Genomic DNA, 13,595 nt, shown 5'->3' with positions numbered 1-13,595 from the left:
ATGCGCTCCTTACTCAATGATGTCAGCACCGCCAAGCGTAGTGACGGTGGTGTAAATGGCAAAACGCCGCGACGGCTGGTGCCGGTCGCGGCGCGGGTATTTCAGCGATTGAAACGGGGGTTACTGGATCTGCCCGTGGCAATGCTTGAATTTCTTGCCCGAACCGCAGTAGCACAGTTCGTTGCGGCCCAGCTTCTGCTCGTTGCGCACCGGGGCGGCAGCGAGGGCGACATCGACCTCCTCACCCACCAGTGCTTCCGGTTGTTCCAGACCTGGCGCTTCAGCGTGTTCGAACTGCATGCGGGCGGCCAGTGCTTCGGCTTCCTGACGCAGGCGCTGCTCTTCTTCGACCGGATCTTCGCGGCGAACCTGAACGTGCGACAGCACACGGATCGAGTCGCGCTTGATCGAATCCAGCAGTTCGGAGAACAGCTTGAAGGACTCGCGCTTGTATTCCTGCTTCGGGTTCTTCTGCGCATAACCACGCAGGTGGATACCGTGACGCAGGTGATCCATGGTCGACAGGTGGTCTTTCCACAGGTCGTCCAGAACGCGCAGCACGATCTGCTTCTCGAACGAACGCAGGGCTTCGGCGCCGGCCTGGTCTTCTTTTTCGTTGTACGCGGCGATCAGCTCGTTCATCAGCTTCTCGCGCAGGGTTTCTTCGTACAGGTGATCGTCTTCATCGAGCCATTGCTGGATCGGCAGCTTCACGCCGAAATCGCTGGCAATCGACGCTTCCAGACCGGCCACGTCCCACTGCTCTGGGAGCGATTGCGGCGGAATGTGCGCGCTGACAGTGGCGTTCAGGACATCCTGACGGAAGTCAGCGATGGTTTCGCCGATGTTGTCCGCAGCCAGCAACGTGTTACGCATGTGATAGATCACTTTACGCTGTTCGTTGTTGACGTCGTCGAACTCGAGCAGTTGCTTGCGAATGTCGAAGTTGCGGCCTTCTACCTTGCGCTGTGCCTTCTCGATGGCGTTGGTCACCATGCGGTGCTCGATGGCTTCGCCAGGCTGCATGCCCAGGGCCTTCATGAAGTTCTTCACCCGGTCGGAAGCGAAGATGCGCATCAGGCTGTCTTCCAGCGACAGGTAGAAGCGGCTGGAACCGGCGTCCCCCTGACGGCCGGCTCGGCCACGCAGTTGGTTGTCGATACGACGGGATTCGTGACGCTCGGACGCGATCACCTGCAAACCGCCGGACTCCAGCACTTGCTGGTGACGCTTCTGCCAGTCGGCCTTGATCTGGGCGATCTGCTCAGGGGTCGGGTTTTCCAGCGACGCGACTTCAACTTCCCAGTTGCCGCCCAACAGAATGTCGGTACCACGACCGGCCATGTTGGTGGCGATGGTCAGGGCGCCCGGACGACCGGCCTGCGCAATGATTTCAGCTTCTTTTTCGTGGAACTTGGCGTTCAGAACCTTGTGTTCGATGCCTTCCTTCACGAGCAATGCGGACATGTGCTCGGAGGTTTCGATGGTCGCAGTACCCACCAGCACCGGACGGCCGGCGGCCATGCTTTCCTTGATGTCATTGACGATTGCCGCGTATTTCTCTTCGGCGGTCAGGAACACCAGGTCGTTGTAGTCCTTACGGGCCAACGGCTTGTTCGGCGGAATGACCATAACGTCCAGACCATAGATCTGGTTGAATTCGAATGCTTCGGTATCCGCGGTACCGGTCATGCCGGACAGTTTGGTGTACAGGCGGAAGTAATTCTGGAACGTGGTCGAGGCCAGGGTCTGGCTCTCGGCCTGGATATTCAGGCCTTCCTTCGCTTCGATGGCCTGGTGCAGGCCTTCGGACAGACGACGGCCCGGCATGGTACGACCGGTGTGTTCGTCCACCAGCACGACCTGGCCGTCCTGCACGATGTATTCAACGTTGCGGTTGAACAGCTTGTGCGCACGCAGACCGGCATAGACGTGGGTCAGCAGACCCAGGTTGTGCGCCGAGTAGAGGCTCTCGCCTTCAGCCAGCAGGCCGACGCGGGTGAGCATGTCTTCGATGAACTGGTGACCGGCTTCGTTGAGTTCGACCTGACGGGTCTTCTCGTCAATGGTGTAGTGACCAGCCTTGGTGACTTCGCCTTCGACTTCTTCAACGTGCAGTTCCAGCTGCGGGATCAGTTTATTGATCTCTATGTACAGCTTGGAGCTGTCCTCGGCCTGACCGGAGATGATCAGCGGGGTACGCGCTTCGTCGATAAGGATGGAGTCGACTTCGTCGATCACGGCAAAGTTGAGTTCGCGCTGGAATTTTTCTTCCATGCTGAACGCCATGTTGTCGCGCAGGTAGTCGAACCCGAATTCGTTGTTGGTGCCGTAGGTGATGTCGGCGGCGTAGGCAGCGCGTTTCTCCTCCGGCGGCTGGAACGGCGTCACGATGCCGACGCTCAGACCGAGGAATTCATACAGCGGACGCATCCAGTTGGCGTCCCGGCGAGCCAGGTAATCGTTCACGGTCACAACGTGCACGCCCTTGCCGGACAGCGCGTTGAGGTAAACGCCCAAGGTACCCACCAAAGTCTTGCCTTCACCGGTGCGCATTTCGGCAATCTTGCCTTCATGCAGGGTCATGCCGCCGATCAGCTGGACGTCGAAGTGGCGCATGCCCATGACCCGCTTGCCGGCTTCGCGGGCAACTGCAAAGGCTTCCGGTAACAGCTTGTCGAGGGTCTCCCCCTTGGCAATGCGGTCTTTGAACTCTGCGGTCTTGGCGCGCAGTTGGTCGTCCGAGAGGGCGACCATCTTCTCTTCGAAGGCATTGACGAGCTGCACCGTCTTGAGCATGCGTTTGATTTCACGCTCGTTCTTGCTTCCAAAAAGTTTCTTTAACAAAGGCGCAAACATATCGGCAGGATCTTCCACACTAAAGGGATGGAGGGCGGCCCCGTGAGTCGCCCGTGCAGCCCTCATGGCCGCATGCGAACGAGCATTCTACCCGGAAACGGTGGTGAGGAAAGTGGGGATATTCCACGATGCTGGCACTGCGCTTTGACGGGGCTCACTTAAAATAGGGGCGTTTTGCTCAACTTCAAGCCATGCAGGGAAGAAGTTAGTCGTTGATTTAATGGGCAAAGCAGGGATAAAAGCAATGGGCGAGTGAAACCGGTGCCATCTGCTACCATGGCGCCTCTGCAACTTCAGGTCCTAGATCATGGCATTTCGCCCTCTCACAGCCAGAGCGCCCGCCGTTCTGCTACGCGAAGCCAGGCCGTTGAAAGCCATCCTCGGTCATGCCCAACGCCTGGCCCATCTGCAACGTCTGCTCGAAAGCCAGCTGCAACCTGCCGCCCGCGAGCATTGCCACGTGGCCAAGTGGCGCGAAGGCGAGCTGCTGCTGATCGTCACCGACGGCCATTGGGCCACGCGCCTGCGTTATCAGCAGAAACGTCTGCAACGACAACTGCAGATGTTCGACGAATTCGCCAATCTGACGCGGATCAAGTTTGCCGTGCGGCCACCGACCGTCCAGCGCGAAGCGAGCGGCCCTACGATCGATCTGTCGACGGATGCGGCGGCGACCATCCAGGCCACCGCCGAAGGCATCAGCGATCCGAATCTGCGGGCGGCGCTGGAACGACTGGCCGCCCACGCCAAACCCAAAACCTGAGCCTTGTTGATCAGCGGCGTTTGCTGCCGCCGAGCAATGATCCCATCAGACCGCGCACCAACTGCTTACCCAGCGAATTCGCGGCCTGGCGCATCGCCGACTTGAGCGCCTGCCCCGCCGCCGTGCCGAGGAATTCTCCGGCCCTGTCCGCCAGGCTCGGCTCTTCAGCCGCCGGTTTACCCGGCGCCGCTTCAGCCTCCGGCGCCAGCCCCTTGCGGCCCATCAGGATTTCATAGGCCGACTCGCGGTCGATCGGCTTGTCATACCGCCCCTTGAACGGCGAACCGGCAATCAGCACCGTGCGCTCGGTCTCGGTCAACGGCCCGATCCGCGATTGCGGCGGTGCCACCAGCACCCGCTGAACCCTTTCCGGCGTGCCCTTTTCTTGCAAGGTGCCGACCAGGGCTTCGCCAATCCCCAGCTCGGTGAGCACCGACAACGTATCGAACGCCGGATTCGGCCGGAAACCATCTGCCACCGCTCGCAGGGACTTCTGCTCCTTGGCGGTGAACGCGCGCAGACCGTGCTGGATCCGCAACCCCAGTTGCGCCAGCACATCGTCCGGCAGGTCGCCCGGCGACTGGGTGACGAAATACACGCCCACCCCTTTGGAACGGATCAGCCGCACCACTTGCTCCAGCCGTTCCTGCAACGCCTTGGGCGTGTCGCCGAACAACAAATGCGCCTCATCGAAAAACAACGCCAGCAACGGTTTGTCGGCATCACCGCGTTCCGGCAGTTGTTCGAACAGCTCGGCCAGCAGCCACAGCAGGAAGGTCGCGTAAACCTTCGGCGCCTCGTGCACCAGACGGCTGGCGTCGAGCAGATGGATGCGACCGCGGCCGTCGGCGGCCGGTTGCAGAATGTCTTCCAGTTGCACGGCCGGTTCGCCGAACAACGCTTCGGCGCCCTGCTGTTCCAGAGTGGCCAGCCGCCGCAACAGCGCCTGACTGGAACCGGTGGTGAACAGCGCGGCGTCTTCGCCCAACAGTTGCGGATTGTCCTTGAGGTGATTGAGCAGTGCTTTCAGGTCTTTGAGATCCAGCAGCAAGAGGCCTTCACGATCCGCCACTTTGAACGCCGCGTACAGCGCCGACTGCTGGCTGTCGGTCAGCTCCAGCAGAGCGCCAATCAATAGCGGCCCCATTTCGCTCAAGGTGGTGCGCAGCGGATGACCGGACTGACCGTGAATGTCCCACAAGGTCACGGGGTAGGCCTGAGGCGTGTGCTTGAGCCACGGCATGCCGGCGATGCGCTCGGCAACCTTGCCCTGGGGATTGCCGGCGGCACCGAGGCCGCACAGGTCGCCCTTGACGTCGGCGGTGAACACCGCGACCCCGGCGTCGCTGAATGCCTCGGCCAGACGCTGCAAGGTGACGGTCTTGCCGGTACCGGTGGCGCCGGCTACCAGACCATGACGATTGGCCAGGCGCAGGGCCTGGGCGATCGGTTGCCCGGTGAGGTCGGCGCCGATTATGAGTTGCAAGGAGTCAGGCATTTGGTCACCCAATGGTTAATCTTTGTCGAGCATGGCCGATAGCTAAAGGTGACAGATGCGACTGACAACCGCATCGGAGATTTCCCTAAGGAGAAGCGGAAATACCTGCTTGTACTCATCAAGCCCACCTAGCGAGCATCTATAAAAGCACGCCCTGAATAATAAGACCTTAGCGGAACCCCAAGCCATGAACAAAAATCTGCGTTTCAGCCACAAAATTTTGCTTGCCGCCGCCCTCATCGTCATTGCCGCCTTCGCCTCGTTCACGCTGTATAACGACTGGTTGCAACGCAATGCGATTCGCGAAGACCTGGACAATTACCTCAACGAGATGGGCGAGGTCACCGCCGACAACATCCAGACCTGGCTCAGCGGGCGCATCCTGCTGATCGAGAACGCGGCCCAGAACATCGCCATCGATCCCGAGCCTGCCGCTGTTGCCAGCCTGCTGGAACAGAAAGCCCTGACGTCGACCTTCATGGCGTCCTACCTCGGCGATGCCACAGGGCACTTCACCATCCGCCCGGATGCGAAGATGCCGGACGGTTTCGATCCACGGGTTCGCCCCTGGTATAAAGGTGCCGAAAGCAGCACCACGTCGACCCTGACCGAACCGTACATCGACGCCGCCACCGGCCAGACCATCATTTCCATCGCCACCGCCGCGAAAAAGGCCGGCCAGAGTGTGGGCGTGGTGGGCGGCGACCTGAGCCTCCAGACCCTGATCGACACCCTCAGCGCCCGGGATATCTCCGGCATGGGCTACGCGTTTCTGGTCAGCGCCGACGGCAAGATCCTGGTGCACCCGGACAAGGCCCTGGTGATGAAATCACTGAAGGAAGCCTATCCGCAGGACACCCCGCGCATCAGCAGTGACTTCAGTGAAGTCACCGTCGACGGCAATACCCGCATCGTCACCTTCAGCCCGATCAAGGGCCTGCCGTCGGTGAACTGGTACATCGGCCTGTCGGTGGACAAAGACAAAGCCTTCTCGATGCTCAGCGAATTCCGCACTTCGGCGGTGATCGCGACGGTGATTGCGGTGGCGATCATCATCGCCCTGCTCGGCATGCTGATCCGCATCCTGATCCAGCCGCTGCACGTCATGACCCGCGCCATGGAAGACATCGCCGACGGCGAAGGCGACCTGACCAAGCGCCTGACCATCCAGAACCAGGACGAATTCGGCGTGCTCGGCACCGCGTTCAACCGCTTCGTCGAACGTATCCACGGCTCGATCCGCGAAGTGTCGTCGGCCACCGGGCAAGTCAATGAAGTCGCCCTGCGGGTAGTCGCGGCCTCGAACTCGTCGATGTACAACTCCGACCAGCAGGCCTCGCGCACCAACAGCGTAGCGGCGGCCATCAACCAGCTCGGTGCTGCCGCTCAGGAAATCGCCCGCAACGCCGCCCAAGCCTCGACCCAGGCCAGTGACGCCCGTGGTCTGGCCGAAGACGGTCAGCAAGTGGTGGATCGCAGCATCAAGGCCATGAACCAGCTGTCGAGCATGCTCAGCGCATCGAGCAGCAACATCGAATCGCTGAACAGCAAGACCGTGAACATCGGCCAGATCCTGGAAGTGATTACCAGCATTTCCCAGCAGACCAACCTGCTGGCACTCAACGCGGCCATCGAAGCGGCCCGTGCCGGTGAAGCCGGGCGTGGTTTTGCAGTGGTGGCAGACGAAGTACGCAACCTCGCCCACCGCACCCAGGAATCGGCGCAACAGGTGCAGACCATGATCGAGGAGCTGCAAGTCGGCGCCCGCGAGTCCGTCAGCACCATGAGCGAAAGTCAGCGCCACAGCCAGGACAGCGTGGACATCGCCAACCTCGCCGGCGAACGCCTGAACAGCGTGACCCAGCGCATTGGTGAAATTGACGGAATGAACCAGTCGGTAGCCACTGCGACCGAGGAACAGACCGCCGTGGTCGAGTCGATCAACGTGGACATCACCGAGATCAATACGCTGAACCAGGAAGGTGTCGAGAACCTTCAGGCGACGTTACGTGCCTGTTCGGATCTGGAGCAGCAGGCTTCGCGGTTGAAGCAACTGGTTGGCAGCTTCCGCATTTAAAGCCGTTCTGCCGGTCGTCTTCGTCGGTTCGCTGCCATCCGACGAAGACGCCCGACACCCCTTGCAAATCCGGCCTTGCACCTTGCGCGAAACCCCGACCGAACATCTATTCTTGATAAAGGTCAACCAAGGGAGATCAACGCGGAGGGACGTTCACCGTGCATATCGCCGACATCACCATGTTCTACGCCCCGGCCAGCGGCGGCGTGCGCACCTATCTGGATGCCAAGCACCGTCGGCTGGGGGTCAAGCCGGGCATCCGCCACAGCCTGCTGATCCCCGGGGCGGATTTTGGTGAGTCTGACGGCGTTTATACGGTTCCCGCCCCTGCCCTGCCCTTCGGCAAGGGCTATCGTTTTCCCCTGCGCCTGGCCCCTTGGCGAAACGTCCTGCAGGATCTGCAACCCGATCTGATCGAAGTCGGCGACCCGTACCTCACCGCCTGGGCCGCGCTCGATGCACGGCGACAACTGGATGTGCCGGTGATCGGTTTCTACCATTCGGACCTGCCGCTGCTGGTGGGCAACCGCATGGGCCATTGGGTCACGCCGAATGTCGATGCGTATGTGCGCAAGTTGTACGGCAATTTCGACCGGGTGCTGGCACCCAGCCGGGTCATGGCCGACAAGCTCAGCAGGCTTGGGGTACGCAACGTATATGTGCAGCCACTGGGCGTTGACCTTCAGACCTTCCACCCGGATGCCCGCGACGCTGGATTACGCGCCGAGCTGGGGATCGCCGAGGACACGCGCCTGTTGATCTTCGCCGGTCGCGGTTCCAAAGAGAAAAACCTGCCGGTGCTGCTCGACTGCATGAAACGCCTGGGCCCGCGTTATCACTTGTTGCTGGTCGGCTCGTCGATGCCGACGTCCGTCCCGGACAATGTCAGCGTGATCGACCGGTTCTGCCCGGCCACCGAGGTCGCACGGCTGATGGCCAGTGCCGACGCGCTGATCCATGCCGGCGATCAGGAAACCTTCGGTCTGGTGATCCTGGAGGCCATGGCCTGCGGCATTCCGGTGGTGGCGGTGGCAGCGGGGGCGTTCGAGGAAATCGTCAGCGAATCCTGCGGGCTGCTTTGCGCGCCGAACAATGCGCAAGCCATGGCCAATGCCGTGCGTGAACTGTTCAGTCGCGGGACTGACGTACTCGGTCGACAGGCACGCGAACATGTCGAACGGCATTACGCCTGGGACACGGTGGTCGACAGCCTGCTGGGGCATTATCACGCGGTACTCGGCGATTCGGTTCCTCGGGTGGCCAATGGCTGAATCTCACGAGCGCCCGGCGGTAATGCTGGTGCTGCATGACGTGGCACCCTCCACGTGGGCCGATTATCGAGAGTTTGTCGAAGCCGTTGACCGGTTGGGCAACGTCCCGATGACGTGGCTGGTGGTTCCGGACTTCCATCGCCACGATGCCCTCGAGGCCCATCCGGCATTTTGCCGAATGCTCGACGAGCGGGTTGCCCGAGGGGATGAACTGGCGCTGCACGGCCATTTTCATGAAGACACCGAACCCGCCCCGCGCACCGCACGCGACTGGTTCATGCGCCGGGTCTACACCCATGAAGGCGAGTTTTATCAACTGTCCCGTGAAGCCGCCCTCGCCCGCCTGCGCCCCGGCATCGATCTGTTTCGGCGCCACGGCTGGCCGCTGCACGGTTTCGTCGCCCCAGCCTGGCTGATGAGCGCGGGCACGCGCCAGGCATTGCGCGAATTGCCGCTGCGCTACACCAGCGATCCGCAGCATCTTTATCACTTGCCGGATTTCGCGGCGGTCGAGGCCCCGGGTCTGGTCTGGAGTGCACGCAGCGCCTGGCGCCGCGGTCTGTCGAAGGTCGTCAGCGAACAGCGAGAGCAGCGCTGGCGTCAGGCGCCGGTGATTCGGCTGGGCTTGCACCCGGTGGACATGCGTCACCGCTTTTCCCGGGATTACTGGTGGCGCACCCTGGAACGACTGCTGGCGGACGGACGCGTGCCCATGACCAAAATCGACTGGCTGATGCGCCAGCGCGCCCAAGCCGAGTGTGCCGCTTGAGTCGCGGCATTCTGTTGCTGATCGGCCTGCTGGTGGCCGTGGCGATTCCTGTCCTGCTCGGCGGCGGCGAGACCTGGGAACGCCTGCAGGCTTTCCCGCTGAATTGGCTGTTGATCATGTTCGCCATGGTGCTGCTGTGCTGGGGCATCAACACCCTGCGCCTGCGGCTGTTGCTCGGCGATCAGCGTGACCGGGTCACGCCCGTCAAAAGCCTCGGGGTGGTGATGGCGGCCGAATTCGCCTGGTGCGCCACGCCCGGCGGCAGCGGAGGGCCGTTGGCGATCATGGCGCTACTGGCGCGCAGCGGCGTCCGCCCGGCCCGGGGCAGCGCCGTGTTTGCGATGGATCAGTTGAGTGATCTGCTGTTCTTTCTCTGCGCCCTCAGCGCAATCCTGATCTACGCGCTGTTCCAGCATCTGAGTGATCGTATGGAATGGCTGCTGATTGTCAGCGCCGTGTCATTGTCCGGAGGCTTGCTCACCTGCATATTGGTCGCGCGCTATCACCGCCGTTTGATCCGCTTGAGCGGACGTCTGTTGGCCGGGATGAACATCGAACCGCGGACTCGACGGCGCTGGGCGCGGCAGTTGCTGCATTTTCTGGCCGGTTTCACCGATGCGCTGAAATTGCCTTGGCAGACATTGATCAAGGTGTTCGTCCTGACCTGCGTGCATTGGTCGCTGCGTTACAGCGTGCTGTATCTGGCGTTGCGCGGTCTGGGGGCGGATGTGCAGTGGGCCTGGACGTTTCTGATCCAGATGCTTTCGCTGGGGGCGGGGCAATTCAGCCTGTTGCCGGGCGGTGCCGGTGCAGCGGAACTGACCTCGGCGGCGCTGCTGGCGCCGATGGTCGGCAAGTCCACCGCGGCGGCGGCGATCCTGATCTGGCGGGTGGTGACGTATTACTTCTATCTGCTGGTGGGTGGCCCGGTGTTTCTATTGATGCTGGGCCGGCCGTTGCTGAAAAAGCTGCTGAGCGTCAGACAGGCTTCTTGACTTCATCCTCTTCGTCCTTGAGTTGCTCCCACAGCTCGGCAGCACCGGGAAACTCCGTGCCGTCCTCCGGGCTCAGGTCATCCGGGTCATAGCGGCTCAGACAACCCTCGCCCAGGGTGGCGGGCGCCTTGGAAGTGGCTTTGTCCAGTGGATCGCTCATCGGTCATTCCTCACGGTCCATGGATCGCTCCCACGCTCTGCGCGGGAGCGATTCTGAATCAGAACACCACGGTCTTGTTACCGTGCACCAGCACGCGGTCTTCCAGGTGATAACGCAGGCCACGGGCCAGCACCATCTTCTCGACGTCACGACCAAAACGCACCATGTCTTCGATGCTGTCGCTGTGGCTGACACGCACCACGTCCTGCTCGATGATCGGGCCGGCATCCAGCTCTTCGGTCACGTAGTGGCAGGTCGCACCGATCAGCTTCACGCCGCGCATCGAAGCCTGGTGGTACGGCTTGGCACCGACAAACGACGGCAGGAAGCTGTGGTGAATGTTGATGACCTTGTGCGCGTATTCGCGGCACATGTCCGGCGGCAGAATCTGCATGTAGCGCGCCAGCACCACCACTTCGGCGTCGTGCTGCTTGACCAGGCGCGACACTTCGTCGAAGGCCGGTTGCTTGTCCTGCGGATTGACCGGTACGTGGTAATAAGGAATGCCGTGCCACTCGACCATGCTGCGCAGGTCGTCGTGGTTGGAAATCACACAGGAGATCTCGCAGTCGAGCTCGTCGCTGTGCCAGCGGTGCAGCAGGTCGGCCAGGCAATGGGATTCGCGACTGGCCATCAGCACCACGCGCTTTTTCTGCTCGGTATCGGTGATGCGCCAGTCCATCGAGAATTCTTCGGCAATCGGTGCAAATTTCTCGCGCAACACCTCGATACCGAAAGGCAGGGAATCGGCACGGATTTCGTGACGCATGAAGAACCAGCCGACCTGATTATCCGAGTGGTGGCTCGCTTCGGTGATCCAGCCATTGTGGGCCGCCAGAAAGTTACTGACTTTGGCAACGATGCCAACGCGGTCCGGGCAAGAAATCACCAACCGAAAAGTGCGCATGAGGGGGAAACTCCAGAACTTCGCAAAGGCGGCCATTCTAGCGACTGCGCGGAAAAACTGCAGTATTGATGACCCTCGGAGCCTCACGGCTGCCCATCACAGCTTTTTTGACGCACGTAAACGCCAGAATGATGGCGTCGCAATAGCCATGCTTGAACAGAGCGGTGTGAATATCTGTGAAGACTCCATCACATTATTTAACTGAATATTCAATTCAGGGGTTTTCGACGTAACTAATCCAAATAAAAACCCCGGTTAAATGTTTACTTGATGAAACAGCCTGACTATTATTGCCGCACTGTCCCTGCCATCGCGCACTTCCACATAAGGTAGTAATCATGTCCTTGATCAACGAATATCGTGCCACCGAAGAAGCTATCAAAGAGCTGCAAGCCCGTTTGAAGAACCTGTCGCAAGACGACAAACTGCAAGCCGAGCTGGAATTCGAAGGCAAACTGCGCACACTGATGGGCGAATATTCCAAGTCCCTGCGCGACATCATCGCGCTGCTGGATCCAGAGTCGAAAACCAAAGCACCACGTGGCGGCGCAGCCAAAACTACCGGCACCAAGCGTGCTCGCAAAGTTAAACAATACAAAAACCCGCACAACGGCGAAGTCATCGAAACCAAAGGTGGCAACCACAAAACTCTGAAAGAGTGGAAAGCCAAGTGGGGCGGTGACGTGGTTGAAGGCTGGGCGACCCTGCTGGGCTAAGCCGCAACCCCTGTCGCAGAGCGCTTCTGTGACACAAAAAACGCCAGCGAATGCTGGCGTTTTTTTATGCCCGGCATTCAAGCGCCGGACATGTTCGATTTCAAAGATCCAACCGTTTGCGTAATGCCTGGACATAGTTCTGCCATTCACCCAGCACCTCGGCCTGCATCGGCGCAGCACTAAGCAGCCATTGCTCCATCGCCTCGGCAAAAGATTTCAAGGTATTAGGCGCGCCCCACTCCGGCTCGGACAAGCGCTGCCGGCAAAAGATTTTCCAGCGTTCTTGCTCTTCGAAATTCAACGTATCGGGAAAGTTACGTGCTCGATATCGAAACAACAATTCAGGCAAACGTTCGTCATCGAACGGCCATTGCTCTCGCGCCAATTGGGCAGGATCGGTCGTCCTCACTTGCTCACATAAACGACGATCGCGATCACCGATAAATCCGTCATACAACTGTTGTTCCGGATCTCCACTCGAGGTGAAATCTTCGCTGGCATAAATCGCCGAGACTTTATCTTTCCAAACTTGTTGTGCGTCACTTAGTCGCAATGCACGCGCCTGATACAACGCCATGTCCAGCCCCAGGCGCTGCTGATCCTCAGCACGCAGCACCGACAATGGCGCCACCACCGGGCACTTGTTGATGTGAATAAGCTTGAGCGGCACCGGCAACTCGCCTTCGGCCAGCTCGTCACGCCGGGTATACAGGCGCTGGCGCAATGTTTCGGCATCCAGGTCGAGCAGCCCCTGCGGATCCAGGTGCAGATCACAGACGATCAACGCGTTCTTGTTGCGCGGATGCCAGGCCAGCGGCAGCACCACACCGACATAACTGCGCGCGGCCGAGAAACGGCCGGAAATGTGCACCATCGGCTGCAACAGACGAATCTGGTCCATGACCTTCTGTTTGCTGCGCAACTGAAACAGCCAGTCATACAGCTTCGGTTGCTTCTCGCGGATCAACCGGGCCAGGGCAATGGTGGCGCGCACGTCCGACAAGGCCTCGTGTGCGTTGCCGTGATCGATGCCATTGGCGGCGGTCAGGCGTTCGAGCTTGAGCGTCACCCGGCCTTCATCATCGGTCGGCCAGACCAGACCATCGGGGCGCAATGCGTAGGCGGCGCGCACCACATCGATCAGATCCCAGCGACTGTTGCCGCCCTGCCACTCACGGGCATAGGGATCGAAAAAGTTGCGGTACAGGCTGTAGCGGGTCATCTCGTCGTCGAAGCGCAAGGTGTTGTACCCGGCGCCGCAGGTGCCGGGAGCCGCGAGCTGGGCGTGGACCCGGGTCATGAAGTCGGCTTCGCTCAAGCCTTGTTCGGCGAGACGACTAGGCGTGATCCCGGTGATCGCGCACGCCGCCGGGTGCGGCAGGATGTCTTCGCTGGGCTGGCAGTAGAGATTGACCGGCGCGTCGATTTCGTTGAGTTCATGGTCGGTGCGGATCCCGGCCACCTGCAACGGGCGGTCGCATCGCGGATTGATGCCGGTGGTTTCGTAGTCGTACCAGAAGATGGAAGTCACGGGCGGTTCCTGAACTGAAGATCGGCAAAGTCTAGGCGTTCGACCGCCG

General features: G+C 60.6%; 11 protein-coding genes and 1 pseudogene. 7 read left to right on the top strand and 5 right to left on the bottom strand.

What is annotated here, in order from left to right; translation table 11 throughout:
- Positions 1–120: 120 nt before the first annotated feature.
- Complete coding sequence (gene secA / locus ACKJSM_RS01385; protein ID WP_410236467.1) at positions 121–2,859, bottom strand: preprotein translocase subunit SecA; 2,739 nt, start codon at positions 2,857–2,859, stop codon at positions 121–123.
- 307 nt (positions 2,860–3,166) lie between these two features.
- Between secA and ACKJSM_RS01380 the strand changes: the two genes are divergently transcribed.
- Complete coding sequence (locus tag ACKJSM_RS01380; RefSeq protein ID WP_410236466.1) at positions 3,167–3,622, top strand: DUF721 domain-containing protein; 456 nt, start codon at positions 3,167–3,169, stop codon at positions 3,620–3,622.
- 10 nt (positions 3,623–3,632) lie between these two features.
- Here ACKJSM_RS01380 and ACKJSM_RS01375 read toward each other — a convergent pair whose 3' ends face one another.
- Positions 3,633–5,120 carry a helicase HerA-like domain-containing protein gene (locus ACKJSM_RS01375; RefSeq protein WP_236182640.1) on the bottom strand — a complete coding sequence of 496 codons (1,488 nt, stop codon included), beginning with the start codon at positions 5,118–5,120 and terminating at the stop codon, positions 3,633–3,635.
- A gap of 187 nt (positions 5,121–5,307) precedes the next feature.
- On the opposite strand from ACKJSM_RS01375, the pseudogene ACKJSM_RS01370 reads away from it, so the two are divergent.
- The 5 genes and pseudogenes from ACKJSM_RS01370 to ACKJSM_RS01350 all read left to right on the top strand — a co-directional run.
- A pseudogene (locus ACKJSM_RS01370) lies at positions 5,308–6,339 on the top strand (cache domain-containing protein); the annotation flags it as partial.
- A gap of 93 nt (positions 6,340–6,432) precedes the next feature.
- Complete coding sequence (locus ACKJSM_RS01365) at positions 6,433–7,197, top strand: methyl-accepting chemotaxis protein (RefSeq protein WP_373874350.1); 765 nt, start codon at positions 6,433–6,435, stop codon at positions 7,195–7,197.
- Positions 7,198–7,355: 158 nt separating this feature from the next.
- Entirely contained in the window at positions 7,356–8,468 is a 1,113-nt protein-coding gene (locus tag ACKJSM_RS01360; protein ID WP_410236465.1) for a glycosyltransferase family 4 protein, read from the top strand.
- Entirely contained in the window at positions 8,461–9,237 is a 777-nt protein-coding gene (locus ACKJSM_RS01355; protein WP_410236464.1) for a DUF2334 domain-containing protein, read from the top strand. The genes ACKJSM_RS01360 and ACKJSM_RS01355 overlap by 8 nt, the downstream gene beginning before the upstream one ends.
- Complete coding sequence (locus tag ACKJSM_RS01350; protein WP_410236463.1) at positions 9,234–10,232, top strand: YbhN family protein; 999 nt, start codon at positions 9,234–9,236, stop codon at positions 10,230–10,232. Before ACKJSM_RS01355 ends, ACKJSM_RS01350 begins: the two co-directional genes overlap by 4 nt.
- Here ACKJSM_RS01350 and ACKJSM_RS01345 read toward each other — a convergent pair.
- Together ACKJSM_RS01345 and purU are read right to left on the bottom strand one after the other, a co-directional pair.
- The gene (locus ACKJSM_RS01345) at positions 10,216–10,392 is read right to left on the bottom strand and encodes a hypothetical protein (protein WP_236182635.1); all 177 of its coding nucleotides are present in this window, start codon (positions 10,390–10,392) and stop codon (positions 10,216–10,218) included. The two genes, ACKJSM_RS01350 and ACKJSM_RS01345, sit on opposite strands and share 17 nt — an antisense overlap.
- Positions 10,393–10,450: 58 nt before the next feature.
- Positions 10,451–11,299: a formyltetrahydrofolate deformylase gene (gene purU, locus ACKJSM_RS01340; protein ID WP_011335666.1), complete on the bottom strand. Its 849-nt coding sequence runs from the start codon at positions 11,297–11,299 to the stop codon at positions 10,451–10,453.
- 338 nt (positions 11,300–11,637) lie between these two features.
- On the opposite strand from purU, the gene mvaT reads away from it, so the two are divergent.
- A complete protein-coding gene (gene mvaT, locus ACKJSM_RS01335; RefSeq protein ID WP_007951234.1) occupies positions 11,638–12,015 on the top strand; it encodes a histone-like nucleoid-structuring protein MvaT in 378 nt (125 codons plus the stop codon).
- A gap of 100 nt (positions 12,016–12,115) precedes the next feature.
- Here the strand turns inward: mvaT and sbcB are convergent, their stop codons facing one another.
- Positions 12,116–13,546, bottom strand: a complete 1,431-nt coding sequence (sbcB, locus tag ACKJSM_RS01330) for an exodeoxyribonuclease I (protein WP_410236462.1) — start codon at positions 13,544–13,546, stop codon at positions 12,116–12,118.
- Positions 13,547–13,595 lie beyond the last annotated feature (49 nt).

The organism is Pseudomonas sp. PHC1, assembly GCF_046487845.1.
Lineage (GTDB): Bacteria > Pseudomonadota > Gammaproteobacteria > Pseudomonadales > Pseudomonadaceae > Aquipseudomonas > Aquipseudomonas sputi.
The sequence above is the reverse complement of the archived record's forward strand: the minus strand, read 5'-3'. Positions and strand labels throughout refer to the sequence as shown.

Bases quoted from the DNA above. Each gene is read 5' to 3' on its own strand.
- secA (WP_410236467.1), bottom strand. From the start codon at position 2,859: ATGTTTGCGCCTTTGTTAAAGAAACTTTTTGGAAGCAAGAACGAGCGT.
- ACKJSM_RS01380 (WP_410236466.1), top strand. From the start codon at position 3,167: ATGGCATTTCGCCCTCTCACAGCCAGAGCGCCCGCCGTTCTGCTACGC.
- ACKJSM_RS01375 (WP_236182640.1), bottom strand. From the start codon at position 5,120: ATGCCTGACTCCTTGCAACTCATAATCGGCGCCGACCTCACCGGGCAA.
- ACKJSM_RS01365 (WP_373874350.1), top strand. From the start codon at position 6,433: ATGTACAACTCCGACCAGCAGGCCTCGCGCACCAACAGCGTAGCGGCG.
- ACKJSM_RS01355 (WP_410236464.1), top strand. From the start codon at position 8,461: ATGGCTGAATCTCACGAGCGCCCGGCGGTAATGCTGGTGCTGCATGAC.
- ACKJSM_RS01345 (WP_236182635.1), bottom strand. From the start codon at position 10,392: ATGAGCGATCCACTGGACAAAGCCACTTCCAAGGCGCCCGCCACCCTG.
- purU (WP_011335666.1), bottom strand. From the start codon at position 11,299: ATGCGCACTTTTCGGTTGGTGATTTCTTGCCCGGACCGCGTTGGCATC.
- mvaT (WP_007951234.1), top strand. From the start codon at position 11,638: ATGTCCTTGATCAACGAATATCGTGCCACCGAAGAAGCTATCAAAGAG.